Source organism: Nocardioides sp. URHA0032 (genome assembly GCF_000620645.1).
GTDB lineage: Bacteria > Actinomycetota > Actinomycetes > Propionibacteriales > Nocardioidaceae > Nocardioides.
On record NZ_JIAV01000020.1, the window covers coordinates 22,661 to 40,327 of the forward strand.

Below are 17,667 nucleotides of genomic sequence, written 5' to 3' on the forward strand. Positions count from 1 at the left end.
TCGCACGGCGAGGGCGTGCGGCCCGGCTACACCAGCGTCACCCGCGCCTCGGATCCGGTCCTGATCGGCTGACTCAGACCGGGAGCTCGTCGCCCCGGGCGTCCACCAGGGCGACCGGGGCGGTGAGCCGCCACGCCTCGAAGGTCAGCTCGGCGAGCTCGTCTCGGTCGATCCGCTCGAGGTGGACCACGACCCAGCCGAACGGTCCCGAGGTGAACTGCACCTCGAACACGTCGGGCCGCTCGGCGACCAGCGCGAGCTGCTCGGCGAGCTCCTGCTTGAGCCCGACCGTGCTGGTGCGGGGCCACAGGTAGCCGAACGCGCGGCCAGAGGCCTCGAACCGGCTCCACCTGTCCCGGTCGTGCCGCGTGACCTCGGGCAGCTGGCCGACCAGCTCGACGAAGTCAGGGATCGCGCACGGCATGGCGCGATCATCGCAGGGGACCGCTAGTGTCCGGCCGTGGGCATGAGACGGGTCCTGAACGCCGGGGTGCTGGCCGGCTGGCGCTGGTTGGACAAGGCCGGCGAGATCACGGCCGGCACACGCGCGGCCGCGCAGTTCGGCAGCTTCGGGGCGGACACGACGATCGGCTTCCCCGCGGCGACGCTGATGGGCACCCGGTCGATCCACCTCGGGACGGGCACCATCGTCGGCCGGCAGGCCACGCTCGCCGTCGGCTACGGGCCGGACGACCCGAACCTCCCCGAGCGCGGGCTCGTGGTCGGTGATCGCTGCGTCCTCGGCGCGCGGGTCACGGTCGTGGCCCACACCTCGATCGCGATCGGCGACGACGTGTGGTTCGGCCAGGACGTCTTCGTGTCCGACTCCGGGCACGGGTACCAGGACCCGGAGCGGCCGATCGGCGTGCAGTTCGGCGGCCACGATCCGGTCGTCATCGGCTCCGGGTCGTGGCTCGGCCACGGCTCGATCGTGCTGCCCGGCGCCCGGATCGGCCGCAACGTCGTCGTCGCCGCCGGCTCCGTGGTGCGCGGCGTGGTGCCCGACCACAGCGTCATCGGCGGGGCGCCCGCGAAGGTGCTGCGCCGCTACGAGCCCGGGGTCGGCTGGGTCGGCGCGCGCGGCGACGTCCGGCCCGTCGTCATCGGGCCGTTCGGGGAGGGCGTCACTGCAGCACGGTGAGGATGCCGGCGGCCAGGAAGCCGATCACGGTCAGGAGACCGGTGAGCCGGCCGCCGTGCCGGTAGGACTCGGGGACCATCGAGTCCGCGAGCATCATCAGCACCGCACCGCCGGCGAAGGCGCTCGCGTAGGTGCCGAGGTCGCTCAGGTGGTCGGCCATCAGGTAGCCGAGCCCCGACGCGAGGCCGCAGGCGACCGTGAGCAGGCCCCACATGACCGCGATCCGGCGGTCCGGCGTACCGGCCTCCTGGAGGGACGTGGTGCCGGCCAGGCCCTGGGGCACGTTGGACACGAAGATCGCGGCCAGGAAGGCGAGGCTGATCTGGCCGCCCAGGGCGAGCCCGAGGCCGAGGATGAACGCCTCCGGGATGCCGTCGAGCAGCGCGCCCAGGAACATCGCCATCCCGGAGCCGCCCTGGGCACGCCCGGACGCGACCGCGAGCCGTGCCTCGCCGCCGCTGCTGTCGATGACCCGGTCACCGACGTAGTAGACGAGCGCGCCGACCAGTGCCCAGGCGATGATCTGCCAGCCGTCGGTGATGTTCCCGGCCGGGATGAGCTCGTAGGCGACGGCGGCGAGCAGGGTGCCGCCACCGAAGCCCATCATCAGGCCGATCGCGCGCTCCGACCTGCCCAACGGCTTCGCCAGCCACTGGCCGAGGAAGAGTGCGGCGGAGGAGAACAGTCCCCAGAAGAGTGCCTCGGTCATGGCGTGCTCATACACGTCCCGGGACCGGGATCCCGCCGGTGTAGATCGGCGAGTCCTTGCGCGAGAGCAGCTCGCGCCGCTCCTCCGGGGTGAGCGCCTCCACCTGGGCGCGGACGTCGGACGGGAAACCGCTCACCTCCAGTGCCTCCTCGACCGGCACGATCGTGTGCACGACCCGGTCGTCGTACAGGTGCACCATCGTCATCGCCTGGTGGCCGTCGACGCCGGAGACGAACCGCTCCAGCGGGGCGGGGTCGGAGGTGTAGCAGGTCGCCGACGCGACCGAGACCGGGATGCCCGCGAACGTCGAGTACGTCGAGTAGTGGAGGTGCCCGCCGAGGATGCAGCGCACGTCGGTCCCGGCCAGCACGTCCGCGAGCCGGTCCTGGCCGTAGAGCTCGATGACCTCCGCCGCGCGCATCATCGGGATCGGGACCGGCGGGTGGTGCAGCGCGAGCAGTGTGCCGTGCGGCGCGGGCGTGCCCAGCACGCCGGCCAGCCACTCGAGCTGGGCGTCGCCGAGCTCGCCGTGGTGGTAGCCGGGCACGCTGGTGTCGAGGGAGACGATCCGCAGCCCCGCGACGTCGTGGACCCGGTCCTGGGGCCGGTCGTCGTCGGTGTCGAACAGCCCGCGCGCGTACGCCGACCGCTCGTCGTGGTTGCCCATCACCCAGACGACCTCGGCGCCCATCGCCGCCGCCACCGGCTCGACGATCTCGCGCAGTCGCTGGTACGCCGCCGGCTCGGCCCTGTCGGCCAGGTCGCCGGTGAACACCAGCGCCTGCGGGACCGGCTCCAGCCGGGACAGGCGCGCGAGGGCGAGCTCGAGGCCGGCCTCGGTGTCGATGACGCCGTACTGCTTCCGCCCGCCGGCGAGCAGGTGCGGGTCGCTCAGGTGCGCGACGACGTGACGAGGGTCGGGGTACTGGCCCAGCTGTTGCCGCTGCACGGGCTCAGGCTAGCGACGGGTCAGCTCGAAGACCGGGATCAGCCGGTCCGTCCGCTCCTCGTACTTCGCGAAGTTCGGCCAGGTCCGCAGCATCACCTGCCAGCGGTCCGCCCGCTCGTCGCCCTCCATCTCCTTCGCGTCGACGGCGATCCGCTCCCGCTTCCAGGTGATCGTGCCCTCGCCGGACGCGCGGATGTTGTGCACCCAGACCGGCATGTCCGGTCCACCGAAGTACGAGCCGGCGACCAGCCAGCGCTCGCCGTGGGGGATGCACAGCAGGGGAGTGCTGCGCGGGATGCCGCTCCTGCGGCCGACGACGGTGAGCACCAGGTTCGGCAGGCCGGCGATGTCCAGGATGCTCACCCGCCCGCGGGTCACCTTCTGGAGCAACCGGTCGCACCACACGATCTGGGGGAGCAGCTTCGGCATCCACGGGATCGCCCCGATCCGGATCGCGAGAGGTGTCATCAGGCCCATCGCCGCAGTCTGTCCGCAGCGCCGGGTTTCCACGCAGGTGACGCGGGTCACCGTCTCTGGAAGGCTCAGCAACGGAGGTGGACACACACATGCCAGACGGAGTCGAGATCACCGGGCCGATGCACGCCCGGTACGACGAGATCCTCACCGACCGGGCCCTCGAGCTGGTGGCTCTCCTGCACCGGGAGCTGGACGGCCGGCGACGCGAGCTGCTCGCCAGGCGTGCCCGGCGGGTCCGGACGATCGCCGAGGGCGGCGGGCTCGCGTTCCTCGAGGAGACCCGCGCGATCCGGGAGGACGACTCCTGGCGGGTCGCCGACGCGGCGCCCGGCCTCGTCGACCGCCGGGTCGAGATCACGGGGCCGACCGACCGGAAGATGACGATCAACGCGCTCAACTCCGGCGCGAAGGTCTGGCTCGCGGACCAGGAGGACGCCAACACGCCGCTGTGGGAGAACGTCGTGGGCGGACAGCTGAACCTGCGCGACGCGATCACCGGGCAGATCGACTTCACCAGCCCGGAGGGTAAGGAGTACCGGCTGGACGACGGCGAGCTGGCGACCATCGTCGTACGCCCGCGTGGCTGGCACCTGCCGGAGAAGCACATCGAGGTCGACGGTGAGCGGACGTCGGGCAGCCTCGTCGACTTCGCGCTCTACCTGGCGACCAGCGGGCAGCTCCAGCTGGACCGGGGGCAGGGCCCCTACTACTACCTGCCGAAGATGGAGTCGCACCTCGAGGCCCGGCTCTGGAACGACGCGTTCGACCTCGCCCAGGACTTCGTCGGCATGCCGCGCGGCACGATCCGCGCGACGGTGCTGATCGAGACGTACCCGGCGGCGTTCGAGATGGAGGAGATCCTCTACGAGCTGCGCGACCACTCGGCCGGCCTGAACGCCGGTCGCTGGGACTACATGTTCAGCGTCATCAAGTGCTTCCGCACCCGGGGCGACGACTGGGTGCTGCCGGACCGCAACTCGGTGACGATGACGGTGCCATTCATGCGCGCCTACACCGAGCTGCTGGTGCGCACCTGCCACAAGCGGGGCGCGCACGCGATCGGCGGGATGGCGGCGTTCATCCCCAGCAAGGACGAGGAGCAGAACGCCTTCGCGTTCCAGAAGCTCACCGAGGACAAGACCCGGGAGGCGAACGACGGCTTCGACGGCTCCTGGGTCGCGCACCCCGGCATGGTGGCGGCCTGCCGGGAGGCCTTCGACAAGGTCCTCGGCGACAAGCCGAACCAGCGCGACCGGCTGCGCGAGGAGGTCGCCGTCACCGCCGACGACCTGCTGGACGTCCGGTCCACACCGGGCGACGCCACCGAGAACGGGCTGCGCAACAACGTCGCCGTGGGGATCCGCTACCTCGAGTCGTGGCTGCGCGGGTCCGGTGCCGTCGGCATCTTCAACCTGATGGAGGATGCCGCGACCGCCGAGATCTCCCGGAGCCAGGTCTGGCAGTGGCTGCACAACGGCGAGGTGCTCGCAGGCGGGGAGAAGGTCACCCGCGAGCTGGTCGAGACGATGATCGAGGAGGAGCTGCAGAAGGCGCGCGACGAGGCCGTCGGCCGGGCGTCCGCACCGGGTCGCCGGTGGGACGACGCCCGTGCGCTGTACGCCGAGCTCGCGCTCTCCGAGGAGTACGCCGACTTCCTCACCCTCGCCGCCTACGAGCAGATGCCGTGACCCCGGGCGTCCGGGCCGTCGCGACCCGCGCCCGGGAGCTGCTCGCCCCGGACGCGGTGATCGACGACCGCGCCCGGCTGCGCACCTACGAGTGCGACGGCCTCACGCACTACCGGGTCGTGCCGGCGCTCGTGGTGATCCCGGAGGACGCGGACCAGCTGGCCGGTGTCGTGCGGGCCTGCGCCGAGCACGGCGTGCCGTTCGTCGCGCGGGGGTCGGGCACCGGCCTCTCGGGTGGCGCGCTCCCGCACGCCGAGGGTGTGCTGGTCGTGACGTCGCGGATGCGTGCGATCACCGACGTACGTCCCGAGGACCAGCGCGCCGTCGTGCAACCGGGTGTCGTCAACCTCGACGTCACCCGGGCCGCCACACCGCACGGCTACTACTACGCGCCCGACCCGAGCAGCCAGCAGATCTGCTCGATCGGCGGCAACGTCGCGGAGAACTCCGGCGGCGCGCACTGCCTCAAGTACGGCTTCACGACCAACCACGTGGTCGGCGCGGACTTCGTGACGGCCGGCGGCGAGGTCGTGCCGCTCGGCGCGATGGCGCCCGACGCACCCGGCTACGACCTGCTGGGGGCGGTCGTCGGCTCCGAGGGCACGCTCGGCATCGTCACCTCGGTGACGGTCCGGCTGGTGCGGCTGCCGGAGGAGGTCCGCACGATCCTCGTCGGGTTCCACTCCACCGACGCTGCCGGCGCCGCGGTCTCCGCGATCATCGCGGCCGGCATCGTGCCCGCCGCGATCGAGATGATGGACGCGCTCGCGATCGAGGCCGCCGAGGAGGCCGTCCACTGCAACTACCCCGCAGGGGCGGGCGCCGTCCTGGTGATCGAGCTGGACGGCCCGGCGGCGGAGGTCGCGGCGGAGTACGACGAGGTCGAGCGGCTCTGCGAGGTCAACGGAGCGTTCGAGCAGCGGCTGGCCACCGATCCGTTCGACCGGGCGCTGATCTGGAAGGGCCGGAAGTCGGCGTTCGCCGCCGTCGGCCGGATCAGCCCCGACTACATCGTGCAGGACGGCGTGATCCCGCGGACCGCACTGCCGGAGGTGCTGCGTGCGATGGGTGAGCTGTCGGCGCAGCGCGGCGTCCGGGTCGCGAACGTCTTCCACGCCGGCGACGGCAACCTGCACCCGCTGGTGCTCTTCGACGAGTCGAAGGCCGGCGAGGCGGAGGCGGCCGAGGAGGTCAGCGGCGCGATCCTCGACCTGTGCATCCGGCACGGCGGCTCGATCACCGGCGAGCACGGCGTCGGCGTGGACAAGGCTCGGTACCTGCCGCGGATGTACACCGAGGAGGACCTCGACACGATGCAGCTGGTCCGCTGCGCCTTCGACCCCGACGGGATCTCCAACCCCGGCAAGGTGTTCCCGACGCCCCGGCTGTGCGGTGAGGTGCCCGGCAGGCACAAGGGCGCACACCCCGCCCAAGAGGCCGGGTTGGCGGAGGTCTTCTGATGGGTGCGGTCGTGCGTCCGACGTCCACCGCCGAGGTGGCGGACGTGCTGCGCGACGCGGCCGCCCGGGGTCTCGCCGTGGTGGCGCAGGGGCGAGGCACCAAGCAGGGCTGGGGTCTGCCGGTCTCGGTTGACCTCGTCGTCGACCTCAGCGGCATGGACCGCGTGCTCGACCACCAGGCCGGTGACCTGATCGTTGAGGTCCAGGCCGGCGCCCGGCTCGCCGAGGTGCAGGCCCGGGTCGGCACGGAGGGCCAGCGGCTCGCGCTAGACGAGACCGTCCCCGGCGCGAGCATCGGGGGGACCCTCGCGACCAACGCGTCCGGGCCGCAACGGCTCGTCGCGGGTACGGCGCGCGATCTGCTGATCGGCGTCACGGTCGTCCGCGCGGACGGGGTGGTCGCCAAGGCCGGCGGTCGGGTGGTCAAGAACGTCGCCGGCTACGACCTCGGCAAGCTCGTCGTGGGCTCGTACGGCACCCTGGCGATCGTCACCGAGGCGGTGTTCCGGCTGCACCCCGAGCCGGAGGTGCGCCGGTGGGTGAGCGTCGCGGCGGACGACGTGCACGACCTGGTCCACGCCGTCGTGCACTCGCAGGCGGTGCCGTGGGCCGTCGAGGTCGACGGCACCACGCTGTCGGTCATGGTCGGCGGCCGGCCGGACGGGGTCGACGCCAGGGTCGGGACGATCCGGGGCCTGATCGGCGGGTCGGTGTCGGACACCGCCCCGGAGGGCTGGGGCACCTACCCGTGGCAGCCCGGGGAGACCGGGCTCAAGGTCACCTTCGTGCTGTCCGGGCTGCGCGACGTCCTGGCCGCCCTGGCCGAGGCCGGCGCCCGGGTGCGCGGGTCGGCCGGCGCCGGGGTGGTGTACGCCGCGCTCGCCGTACCCGATGCCCTGCCGCGGCTGCGCGAGGTGGCCGCGGCGCACCACGGCAGCGTCGTCGTCGTCGACGCCCCGGACGAGGTGAAGGCGTCGGTGGACGTGTGGGGACCGGTGCCGGCGCTGGAGCTGATGCGGCGCGTGAAGGACCAGTTCGACCCGGACCACCGGCTCGCGCCCGGTCGCTTCGTGGGAGGGATCTGACGTGGACCCGGAGCTGCTCGACGACTGCGTGCACTGCGGCTTCTGCCTGCCGACCTGCCCGACCTACGTGCTGTGGGGCGAGGAGATGGACAGCCCGCGCGGCCGGATCCAGCTGATGCTGCAGGCCACCGAGGGCGAGGTGATCACCGACGCGATGGTCGGCCACTGGGACGCCTGCCTGGGCTGCATGGCGTGCGTGACCGCGTGCCCGTCGGGCGTGCAGTACGACCGCCTCATCGAGGAGACCCGGGCCGAGGTCGAGCGCGTGCACCGGCGGTCGGCGTCGGACCGCGCCCTGCGCGGCCTGATCTTCGCGGTCTTCCCGCACCCGAGGCGGCTGCGCCTGCTGCGCGGCCCCCTGCGCGGCGTGCAGCGGACCGGGCTCGACCGGGCTCTCCGTCGTACCGGCCTGCTCGACCGGCTCGCTCCGTCGCTCGCGGCGATGGAGCGCCTGGCGCCGCGGCTCTCCAGGCCGGAGCGGCTGCCCGAGCGGCTGCCGGCGAACGGTCCGCGCCGGATGGTGGTGGGGCTGTTGACCGGCTGCGTGCAGGGCGCGTTCTTCCCGGCGGTGAACGCCGCGACGGCGCGCGTGCTGCAGGCCGAGGGGTGCGAGGTCGTCGTTCCGCCCGACCAGGGCTGCTGCGGTGCGCTGTCGGTGCACAACGGCCGGTCCGAGGAGGCGAAGGCCTACGCGCGGAAGCTGGTCGGTGTCTTCGAGGCCGCCGGGGTCGAGCGGGTCGTGGTGAACGCTGCCGGCTGCGGCTCGTCGATGAAGGAATACGTCGCGCTCCTCGGCGAGGAGGCGCGCGACTTCCAGGACAAGGTGCGCGACATCAGTGAGGTCCTCGACGAGCTCGGCCCGGTCGCCGTCCGCCACCCCCTGGACGTGACCGTCGCCTACCACGACGCCTGCCACCTCGGGCACGCCCAGGGCGTGCGGGTGCCGCCGCGCCGGCTGCTCGAGGCCATCCCCGGCCTCGACCTGCGCGAGGTCGCCGAGGCGGAGCTGTGCTGCGGCTCGGCCGGCATCTACAACGTGCTCAACCCCGAGCCCGCGCGCGAGCTCGGCGACCGCAAGGCCGCGAACATCGTGGCCACCGGCGCCGACGTGCTGGTGACCGCGAACCCCGGCTGCCTGATGCAGGTGGCCGCCGCGATCGAGCGCTCGGGACACCCGATGAAGCTCGCGCACACCGTCGAGGTCCTCGACGCGTCCATCCGCGGCCGGCCCCTGTAAGCGCCGGACGGGGGCCTAGAACATCATCGACGCGGCCGGCGGCACGTCGGTGCGCAGCGCCCGCCCGAGCTCGCGGGCCGCCCCGGGCCGGGCCTCGGCGACCAGTCCGGCGCGAACCAGGCCGACCAGGTTGCCGCCGCCGAGGTACGCCGCGCCGAGCGCGTCGACCGACATCCTCAGGTCGGCGTCCGCGTCGGTCCGCTCCGCGGCCGCCGTACCGGACTCGTCGGCGTGGATCCGCCAGGTGCCCGCGTTCCACGGGGCGTGGTCGTCGGTGACCTCGACGACGACATCGCACGGGGCGCTCCAGGTGCGCGCCGCGAGCGCTTCGGGCAGGTCCACGAGCCGCACCCAGAGGCTGTCGTAGGTCTCGACCTTCGAGACCGACCGCGGCCCGCCCGTCCAGGCGAGCACGGGATCCTCGACGCCGGCGGTCCGCAGCTGGACGCTGCCCATCAGGTCGAAGTCGACCAGCCGGCGGACCAGGGCGAGCCGGGTCGGCGGATCGCCGACGACCAGGAGCGCAACGACGCGGCCGGCCGGGCGGGCGTCGTCCCACTTCGGCTCGCGCCGGAACATCGCGAAGCCCACGTCGTGGCCGTCCCGGCGGGCGAAGAGCACCCGCCACGGCTCCTTGTCGCGCAGCCACTCCGGGAACTGCTGGCACATCCGCTGGTAGTACCCGAGCGCGCCCACGACGGAGCCGGTGTCGACCGCGGCGCGGTGGCAGTCGTGCATCCGCTGCGGGGTGCCGGCGTCGGACATGGACGCCAGCTGGGTCGTGACGGCGCCGGCGGCCTCGTCCAGACCCGGAGCGGTGAGGGTCGCGCCGCGCGACAGCGTGACCGGCAGCTCGAGGGAGGCGAGGCCGTAGCCGTACCGCCCGTAGATCGCGGGCTCGCTCGCGTGCAGCGCGGACAGGTGGGTGCCCGGCGTGTCCCGCACCTGCTCGAAGTGGTGCCGGAGCATCGCGGTCAGCACCCCCCTGCGCCGGTGGTCGGGGTGCACGCCGACCCAGGTCAGCCCGGCGCACGGCACCAGCCTCGGGTCGCCGTCGGCGCCGGGCACGGCGAGGTCGAGCGGGTAGACGCCGTAGATGCCGGGGTACGTCGAGCTGTCGGCCCCCTCGACCTCGGCCGCGAACCGCTGGTCGGCCGGCAGGCCGGTCAGCTGGACCTCGACCGGCGCCGCGAGCGCCTCCTGCGACCAGACGAGGAGGTCGCTCGCGAGGAACCGCTCGGCGTCGGCGGCCACGTCCACCCGGATGTCGCTCATGGGGACAGCCAACCGTCGGACGCGTCCGGGCTCAACTCCATTCCGCCGAGACGGCCGCGACGTGGCCGTCGGGCCGCACGACCCACGTGCCGCCACCGGTCGCGTGGGTGAGGAACTCGCCGCGGGCCCGCCGGGCCGCGGCGCGCAGGCGGTGGTCGGGGTGCAGGGCGCCGACGGCGGGGTGGCGGTCGGCGCCGTAGCGGAACGGCGCGTACAGCTTCCCGGAGTCGATCTCGGCGCGGGCGGCTGCATCGGTGACCGCGCGCTCGAGGACGTCGCGGCGGTGCGCCCGCCCGGCCTCGGACTGCGGGACGAGGAAGTCCATGGTGCTGGTCGTGATCGCGAGGTTGTTCTCCGCGGCGGCCCGCCGCTCGGCGGCGTAGCCGTCCACGGTGCGGGGAGACGCCCAGCCGTGCAGCGCGTACGCGATCCGCCAGGCGGCGTTCTCGGCATCGGCGACGCCGGAGTTGAGGCCGCGCGCGCCGAACGGCGCCATCAGGTGGGCGCAGTCGCCCGCGAGCAGCACCCGGCCGCTGCCCATCGTGGTCGCGAGCCGCGAGTGGAACCGGTAGACCGTGCACCAGAGGACCTCGTGGTCGACGGACCCCACGATCCTGCGGATCCGCCTGTCGAGATCGCCGTTCGCGCGCTCCCGCTCGAGGTCGAAGCCGGGGTCGACCTGCCAGTCGATGCGGTAGGTCGAGTCCGGGCACGGGTGCATCAGCACCTGGCGGCCCGGGTTCCACTCCGGGTCGAAGTAGAAGCGTCGCTCGAGTTCCCTCTCGGGCAGGTCGCAGCGGATGTCGCAGATCAGGAACCGGTCCTCGAAGGTGCGCCCCTCGAAGCCCGCGCCGATCGCCGCTCGGACGACCTCGCCGCGCGCGCCGGCGCACCCCACGACGTACGGCGTCTCGATCGTCCCGCGCGTCGTCTCGACCCGGACGGCGCGGTCGTCCTGGCTGATGCCGGTGACGGTCGTGCCCCAGCGGACGTCGACCAGCGGAGCGTCTGCGATCCGCTCGTCGAGGACCTGCTCGACCCGCGCCTGCCCGATGTTCACCCAGGGTGGGAAGGGGCTGTCGCCGCTGTCGGCGAAGGCGACTTGGAACAGCTCGTGCTCGCGGTAGTACGTCCGCGCCACCCGCCAGGTCACGCCCTCGTCCGCGATCGCCCTGCCCGCCCCGACGGTGTCCCAGATGTCCAGGGTCTCGCGCTGCTGGCAGATCGAGCGCGACCCGACCGCCTCGCGACGCTCGTGGGCGTCGAGGACCACGGTCGGGATCTCCCACCGGGCCAGCAGCAGTGCCGTGGTCTGCCCCACCGGACCGTTCCCGACGACCACCACGGGCGGGCCGTCGTACATGGGGGGCAGCGTAGACCTGCCGGCCTGTTGTGGGCGCCCGCGCGTCAGATCGCCGGCGGCTCACGGTCCGTCGGGGTTGCGATCGACAAGAACGGACAAGGTGGTCACCGTCCGCCGTGGTTGCGGTAGGTGGTGGCGGCCCGCCGTCCGGCTCGCCGTCCGCTCGGGTCGACCGTCGTGGCCACCGTTGTCTGTGGGTCCATCCGGAGCGGCTGTCGGTGGGTTGCGGGTTCGTGTCGGGTTGCGACCGACAGGCAGCGAGGCGGGCGCGGCGGGCGGCTGGTTGCGGCCGCATCCCGGCTTTCCGGCCGGCGTCCTTTCGTGCTGGAGGAGCATCCGGAACTGCTCCGAAAATAGTCGGAAAAAGATTCGACAACGTGTCTCACATCCCGGTCAAAACAAGGGTTCTGAGCCTCTCAGTGTCGGTGGTCGATGCTTGAGTGGAGCTGTGATCGAGATCGACAGCACCCACCAGCCGCTCGTGGTCGAGGACCTCGACGCGGACTGGCTGTTGGCGCTGTGCGAGGACACCGAGGTCGAGTCCCGACGCGTGGACCGCAAGAAGCTGCGGCTCGCCCTGCAGTGGGCGCGGATGCCCGCCGATCCCGAGGACGTCGCGAAGGGGCACGTGGAGACCGTGGGCGGCGACGGGACGCCTGCGGTCGAGGAGTGGACTGCCGAGCCGCTTGCCGCGGCGTTGGGCATGACCGCACACGCCGGGTTGCAGCTGATCTCCGACGCCCTCGACCTCGCCCACCGGCTCCCGTGCACCTGGGCGCGGGTCGAGGCGCTCGAGGTGCCTGGGTGGCGGGCTCGGCGGATCGCCCAGGCCACGTCGCAGCTGACCGTCGAGCAGGCCGCGGTCGTCGACGCCGCTCTCGCCCCGAGGGCCGACAAGTGCGGGATCCGGACCATTGATCAGGCAATCGCCGACGCCATCGATGTCGAGGCCCAGACCGAGCAGGAGGGCCTGGACAGGTCGAGCTGGAACGTCGAGCTCTTCCACGGCCCGATGACCGGCTCGGGCCGCTGGGCCGGCACCTCGACGATGGTCATCACGGGCGATACCAATGACCTGACCCACTTCTACGACCAGATCAACGCCGAGGTGACCCCCGGTGCGGACCCGATCGAGGTACGCCGCGCGATCGCGTTCGGTGTCCTGGCCCGCAAGCTCGGCGGTGGGACGCCGCCCCGGATCAGGCTCTACGTGCACGCCGACCTCGCCGACCTCGACGACCAGACGATCGGCACCGGATCGGTCGAGCGCCTCGGCCCGCTGACGATGGGCCGGATCAAGGACTGGGTCGGCCACGCCCAGGTGACCGTGCTGCCCGTCCTGCGGATGGACCGGTCCGATTCCGTCGACCGGCACGACCCGCCGCCGTGGATGCGGGAGCTCGTCATCCTCCGCGACCAGCACTGCGTGTTCCCGCACTGCCAGACCGACGCCCGGTCCTGCGACCTCGACCACGTCATCGCCTACCGAGACGGCGGCCCGACCTCCCCCTCGAACCTCGCCCCGCTGTGCCGACGCCACCACCGCGCCAAGACCCGACGACGATGGCGCTACCGACGCGACCCCGACGGCAGCTATTTCTGGACCGGACCCCACCACCGGCAATACCACGTCACCCACGACGGCACGACCGCGCTCAACTGAGCCGGCCCGAGCGACGGGTCGCCACGATCGACAGCGGCGGGGAGGTGGGCATGCGTGCATCCTCGGTGACCGCGACGGGCCGACGGGGCGCCGTCCTCACGAAGCTCTCAGCCAGGGCCGGGACCATGGACCGGTGACCCACCCCCAGCTCTCCCCGCGCGCCCAGGCCCTCCTCGACCGGATCGACGCCTGGGCCGCTCGCGGACCCGTCCGCAAGGTCCTGGTCCGCGCCGGGGTGACGATCGGGGGACCGGTGGTGGTCGTGGCCGGCATCGCGATGCTCGTGCTGCCGGGCCCGGGTCTGGTGGTCATCGCTCTCGGGATGGCGCTCCTGGCGCTCGAGTACGACTGGGCGCGCAGCGTGCTGGCCGTGGCCGGACACGGCGCCGCGTGGGTACGCCGGGCCGTGCTGCCACGCGATGGGAGCCCGGGCCGCCGACTGGTCGGCGTTGCCGGCGCAGGGGCGTTCCTGGTGGCCAGCACGCTGGCGACGGGCGCCGTCACGACGTACGTCGGGGCACAGACCTTCCTCTGACTCAGCCGCGCGCGGGCTCGACGACGCCGACGACCTCGCCCAGCGAGAGCCGGCCCCCCGCCGTTCCCGGCGCCGAGTAGCGCAGCGTGACCACGTCGCCGTCGGCCAGGAACGCCGACTCGTCGCCCCAGCCGATCTCGAGCAGGGACCCCCGCTGGTCCGGGTCGGGACCGCTGATCGTCCCGGAGGCGAACAGGTCGCCGGTGCGCAGCGACGCCCCGTTGACCGTCAGGTGCGCGAGCATCTGCGCGGGCGACCAGTACATCGTGCGGTACGGCGGCCGGCTGACGACCTCGCCGTTCACCTCGATCTCGACGTCGATGTCGAGCCCGCGGACCGCCCCGGGCCCGAGGTAGGGCAGCGGCTCGGGGTCCTGTCCGGGCAGGTCGACCCACGCGGCGTCGAGCGCCTCGATCGGGGTCACCCAGTGCGAGATCGAGGTCGCGAAAGACTTGCCGAGGAACGGGCCGAGCGGGACGTACTCCCATGCCTGGATGTCGCGCGCCGACCAGTCGTTGAGCCCGACCACGCCGAACACGTGGTCCGCGAACGCGTCGTACGGCACCGGGGTCCCGAGCTCCGAGCCGGTGCCGACCACGAAGCCCAGCTCGGCCTCGATGTCCAGCCGCTTGGAGGTGCCGAAGGTGCCACCGCGCTGCTGACCCCGGGGCCGCACGACGGGCGTGCCGGACGCGACGACGGTGCCGGCGCGGCCGTGGTAGCCGACCGGCAGGTGCTTCCAGTTCGGCAGCAGCGCCTCGCCGTCGGGACGGAAGATCCTGCCGACGTTCGAGGCGTGGTGCTCGGAGGCGTAGAAGTCGACGTAGTCGGCGACCTCGACCGGCAGGTGCATCGTGACCTCCTGGAGCGGCACCAGGTGCGGCTCGACCAGGTCACGCTCGGGCTCCTCGGTCAGCAGCCCGCTCACCCACCGGCGCACGGACTCCCGCACGGCCCGGCCCTCGGCCATCAGCGCGTTCAGCGAGCGCTCCTCGAAGACGTGGTGCACGTCGAGCATCTCGGCGGCCGCCACCGGCGCGAGGTCGAGCACGAGGTCACCGATCCGCACGCCGACCCGCGGCTCCTCGCCCGGCAGCGCGAACACGCCGTACGGCAGGTTGTCGACGTCGAAGAGGGAGCCGTCGGCCCCGGGGACCCAGGTCTTCATGGCTTCTCCAGCAGTCCGAGGGCGATCAGGTCGTCGAGCGGCTCGGTGACCGAGCAGGAGCCGAACGACGTGAACCACCTGCGTGCCCGTTCGAGCTCGCCGGCATCCGCGACCAGCGCCTCGCCGTCGCGTTGCTCGAGTGTCGCGACCACGTCGTCGACGGCGGCGCCGTCGAAGGCGCGGAGGGTCGCGACCAGCACGTTCAGGAACCCGTGGTGCTCGAAGCGGTCGTCGCCCGTGTGGCGGACCGCGTGGTGCAGCCCGGCCGTGCACTTGAACGGCGTCTCGCGGTCGAGCGCAGCGTCGATCCAGCGCGCGAGCGCGTGGGCAGCGGGGTACGCCGCGGCATCGAGACCGCCGGTCCGGAACTTCAGTCGGTGCTCGGCGGCGGCCACCTCGTCGGCGGCGGCCAGCCAGGCCGGCTCGGGGCACGCGGCCGGGATCTCGACGTAGACCGGCACGTGGTCGTCGAGCAGACCTTCCGATCGGGCGGCATCCACCGCGGTGACCACCCGCCGAGCAGCACCGACGGGGTCGTCGGGGTCGCGCAGGGCGATCTCGATGCCCTCGACCGCGATGTGCAGCTTCCGGGCCAGCGTCGCCAGCCCGGTGACGTTGCCGGCGCCGCCGGTGACCACGACGGACAGCGCGAGCGGCGTCGCCTTCAGCTCGGGGAGGTCGGTGTCACGGACCACGAAGGTGCCGACCAGGTCGGCGTACGGCTCCGCTCGGCGGGCCTGGTGCTCCGCCGCCGCGGCCCCGAGCGGGACGTCGCCGGGCGGGAAGATGGCGGCGTCGTCGACGAGGCCTCGCCACGCGGCGGGGAGGGGTTCCGTGGACACGCTTCTCACTCTAACCTTGAATCACATAGCGGACGACAGCGTCCGACTATCGAACGGAGATGCGCGATGGCCCACTACCGACGCCTCGGCGAGGTCCCGCCGAAGCGGCACACCCAGTTCCGCGACGGCGACGGGAAGCTCTACTACGAGGAGCTGATGGGCGAGGAGGGCTTCTCCTCCGACTCGTCCCTGCTCTACCACCGCGGCGTCCCGTCGGCCATCGTCGCGAGCGAGGTCTGGGAGCTGCCCGACCAGACGCGCACGCCCAACCACCCGCTGAGGCCGCGGCACTTGAGGCTGCACGACCTCGAGACCGGCAGCGACGCGGTCACCGGCCGGCGCCTCGTGCTCGGCAACAACGACGTCCGGATCGGGTACGTCGTGACGGGCACCGACCCCTCGCCGTACTACCGCAACGCGATCGGCGACGAGTGCATGTTCGTCGAGACCGGGACCGGCGTGGTCGAGACGGTGTTCGGCGTCGTCGGCTATCGCGCCGGTGACTACGTCGTCATCCCGCGCGCGACCACCCACCGGTGGCTGCCTGCCGAGCCGAGCCGGCTGTACGCGATCGAGGCGAACAGCCACGTGGCGCCGCCGAAGCGCTACCTGTCCCGCTTCGGCCAGCTGCTCGAGCACGCGCCGTACTGCGAGCGCGACCTGTACGGGCCCGAGCAGCCGTTCACCCAGGAGGGCGCGGACGTCGAGGTGCTGGTCAAGCACCGGACGAGCGCCGGCGTCGTCGGCACCCGGATGACCTACGCGACGCATCCCTTCGACGTGGTCGGCTGGGACGGCTGCCTGTACCCGTACACGTTCAACCTCGAGGACTACATGCCGATCACCGGCAAGATCCACCAGCCGCCGCCGGTGCACCAGGTCTTCGAGGGCCACAACTTCGTCGTCTGCAACTTCCTGCCGCGCAAGGTCGACTACCACCCGCTGTCGGTCCCGGTGCCGTACTACCACTCGAACGTCGACAGCGACGAGGTGATGTTCTACGTCGGCGGCGACTACGAGGCGCGCAAGGGCTCCGGCATCGGCCTCGGCTCGATCTCGCTGCACCCCGGCGGGTACGCCCACGGCCCGCAGCCGTCCGCGATCGAGGCGTCGCTCGGCGCGGAGTACTTCGACGAGTCGGCGGTGATGGTCGACACCTTCGCCCCGCTCGACCTCGGCGAGGGCGGGCTGGCGGTCGAGGACCCGGCGTACGCCTGGACGTGGGCGGGCCGGGGCCCCGACGACCCCGCGGTGTTCTCGAACTCCTAGGCCGCGACCGGCTCGTTGTTGAGCGTCTTGTAGGTGTACGCCGTGCCGATCAGCACGACCGGGACGGCGACGACCAGCCCGATCCCGCAGAGCAGGGCGCCGACGAGCCAGGCGGCCACACTCACGAGGAACCAGAGGATCACGTTGCCGGCGTTGTTCTTGGTGAAGTCGAAGCTCGCCCTGATCGCGTCGATGGCCCCGAGCTCGGGCCGGTCCATCAGGAAGTACAGCGTGTACGACGTGAAGAACATGACCAGGAGCCCGGGGATGATGCACAGGATGAATCCCACGAAGGTCAGGATGCCGATCAGCAACGAGGCGATCACGACCTCGCCCAGCTTGTTCGGCCGGAGCAGCGTGCTCGGCTCGAGCTGACGGCCCTCGGTGAGGTCCAGCGCGCCACGGACGATGCCCGCGCCGATGATCATCGAGATGATCCAGCTGACCAGGCTGAACAGCCAGCTCACGACGTTCTGCGCGGTGAACAGGCCGCCGTTGCAGGTCTCGACCTCGCCGGTGTCCAGGTTGACCGACGGGTCGCACGCGACCGCTCGGCCGATGACGAAGCCGACGATCTGGATGGCGATCAGGACGGCCACCAGGACCACGACCGCGAGCAGGATCTGGCCGAGGTTCTGGGTGAACTTGTTCCAGCCGTAGGAGAACGCGTTGCCGACGCTGTAGCCGCTACCACCGGGCGGCGCGGGCGGCGGTGGCGGGGGCGGCGCGCCGCCGTACCCCGAGGGGGGCGGGACGTCTGAGGGCGGGGGAGGCGGGTCGTACGTGGACATCACAGCTCCTCTGCT

Annotated in this window: 17 protein-coding genes; 8 read left to right on the forward strand and 9 right to left on the reverse strand. The window is 72.4% G+C overall.

The genetic code is table 11. The features are described 5' to 3' along the window. Positions 1-73: 73 nt before the first annotated feature. Entirely contained in the window at positions 74-424 is a 351-nt protein-coding gene (locus N538_RS0110500; protein WP_028637275.1) for an MmcQ/YjbR family DNA-binding protein, read from the reverse strand. Positions 425-466: 42 nt separating this feature from the next. On the opposite strand from N538_RS0110500, the gene N538_RS0110505 reads away from it, so the two are divergent. Continuing rightward, complete coding sequence (locus tag N538_RS0110505) at positions 467-1,141, forward strand: acyltransferase (RefSeq protein ID WP_036570140.1); 675 nt, start codon at positions 467-469, stop codon at positions 1,139-1,141. Here N538_RS0110505 and N538_RS0110510 read toward each other — a convergent pair. From N538_RS0110510 to N538_RS0110520, 3 genes are read right to left on the reverse strand one after another with little or no spacing between them, the layout of a single operon-like run. Continuing rightward, a complete protein-coding gene (locus N538_RS0110510; protein ID WP_028637277.1) occupies positions 1,125-1,850 on the reverse strand; it encodes a ZIP family metal transporter in 726 nt (241 codons plus the stop codon). The genes N538_RS0110505 and N538_RS0110510 overlap by 17 nt on opposite strands. A 7-nt stretch (positions 1,851-1,857) precedes the next feature. Further along, a complete protein-coding gene (locus N538_RS0110515) occupies positions 1,858-2,799 on the reverse strand; it encodes a phosphodiesterase (RefSeq protein ID WP_155992051.1) in 942 nt (313 codons plus the stop codon). Positions 2,800-2,808: 9 nt separating this feature from the next. Next, entirely contained in the window at positions 2,809-3,276 is a 468-nt protein-coding gene (locus N538_RS0110520; protein WP_028637279.1) for a nitroreductase family deazaflavin-dependent oxidoreductase, read from the reverse strand. Positions 3,277-3,365: 89 nt separating this feature from the next. Between N538_RS0110520 and aceB the strand changes: the two genes are divergently transcribed. The 4 genes from aceB to N538_RS24830 are packed head-to-tail and all read left to right on the forward strand — an operon-like array spanning position 3,366 to position 8,746. Beyond that, entirely contained in the window at positions 3,366-4,964 is a 1,599-nt protein-coding gene (gene aceB, locus N538_RS0110525; RefSeq protein WP_036570142.1) for a malate synthase A, read from the forward strand. Then, on the forward strand, positions 4,961-6,424 hold the full coding sequence (locus N538_RS0110530; RefSeq protein WP_028637281.1) for an FAD-linked oxidase C-terminal domain-containing protein: 1,464 nt from the start codon (positions 4,961-4,963) through the stop codon (positions 6,422-6,424). The genes aceB and N538_RS0110530 overlap by 4 nt, the downstream gene beginning before the upstream one ends. Positions 6,425-6,435: 11 nt before the next feature. Further along, the gene (locus tag N538_RS0110535; protein WP_231496195.1) at positions 6,436-7,509 is read left to right on the forward strand and encodes an FAD-binding oxidoreductase; all 1,074 of its coding nucleotides are present in this window, start codon (positions 6,436-6,438) and stop codon (positions 7,507-7,509) included. 1 nt (position 7,510) lies between these two features. After that, on the forward strand, positions 7,511-8,746 hold the full coding sequence (locus N538_RS24830; RefSeq protein WP_051549161.1) for a (Fe-S)-binding protein: 1,236 nt from the start codon (positions 7,511-7,513) through the stop codon (positions 8,744-8,746). A gap of 15 nt (positions 8,747-8,761) precedes the next feature. Here the strand turns inward: N538_RS24830 and N538_RS24835 are convergent, their stop codons facing one another. Together N538_RS24835 and N538_RS24840 are read right to left on the reverse strand one after the other, a co-directional pair. Beyond that, positions 8,762-10,021 carry a GNAT family N-acetyltransferase gene (locus N538_RS24835; RefSeq protein ID WP_051549162.1) on the reverse strand — a complete coding sequence of 420 codons (1,260 nt, stop codon included), beginning with the start codon at positions 10,019-10,021 and terminating at the stop codon, positions 8,762-8,764. A 31-nt stretch (positions 10,022-10,052) separates the two neighbouring features. Beyond that, a complete protein-coding gene (locus tag N538_RS24840) occupies positions 10,053-11,384 on the reverse strand; it encodes an FAD-dependent monooxygenase (protein ID WP_081790420.1) in 1,332 nt (443 codons plus the stop codon). Between the two features lie 448 nt (positions 11,385-11,832). Here N538_RS24840 and N538_RS0110555 point away from each other — a divergent pair, with 448 nt between their 5' ends. Both N538_RS0110555 and N538_RS27390 read left to right on the forward strand, forming a co-directional pair. Then, complete coding sequence (locus N538_RS0110555) at positions 11,833-13,047, forward strand: HNH endonuclease signature motif containing protein (protein ID WP_028637283.1); 1,215 nt, start codon at positions 11,833-11,835, stop codon at positions 13,045-13,047. Between the two features lie 133 nt (positions 13,048-13,180). Continuing rightward, positions 13,181-13,582, forward strand: coding sequence for a PGPGW domain-containing protein (locus tag N538_RS27390; protein WP_051549163.1), 402 nt, complete (start codon positions 13,181-13,183; stop codon positions 13,580-13,582). Between the two features lies 1 nt (position 13,583). On the opposite strand, the gene fahA is transcribed toward N538_RS27390, so the two are convergent. Together fahA and N538_RS0110570 are read right to left on the reverse strand one after the other, a co-directional pair. Next, entirely contained in the window at positions 13,584-14,750 is a 1,167-nt protein-coding gene (gene fahA / locus N538_RS0110565) for a fumarylacetoacetase (protein ID WP_028637284.1), read from the reverse strand. After that, on the reverse strand, positions 14,747-15,592 hold the full coding sequence (locus N538_RS0110570) for a hypothetical protein (protein WP_028637285.1): 846 nt from the start codon (positions 15,590-15,592) through the stop codon (positions 14,747-14,749). Before N538_RS0110570 ends, fahA begins: the two co-directional genes overlap by 4 nt. A 66-nt stretch (positions 15,593-15,658) precedes the next feature. Between N538_RS0110570 and N538_RS0110575 the strand changes: the two genes are divergently transcribed. Then, positions 15,659-16,861: a homogentisate 1,2-dioxygenase gene (locus N538_RS0110575; RefSeq protein WP_028637286.1), complete on the forward strand. Its 1,203-nt coding sequence runs from the start codon at positions 15,659-15,661 to the stop codon at positions 16,859-16,861. On the opposite strand, the gene N538_RS24850 is transcribed toward N538_RS0110575, so the two are convergent. Then, positions 16,858-17,652, reverse strand: coding sequence for a hypothetical protein (locus tag N538_RS24850; RefSeq protein ID WP_051549164.1), 795 nt, complete (start codon positions 17,650-17,652; stop codon positions 16,858-16,860). The two genes, N538_RS0110575 and N538_RS24850, sit on opposite strands and share 4 nt — an antisense overlap. Positions 17,653-17,667: the final 15 nt, after the last annotated feature.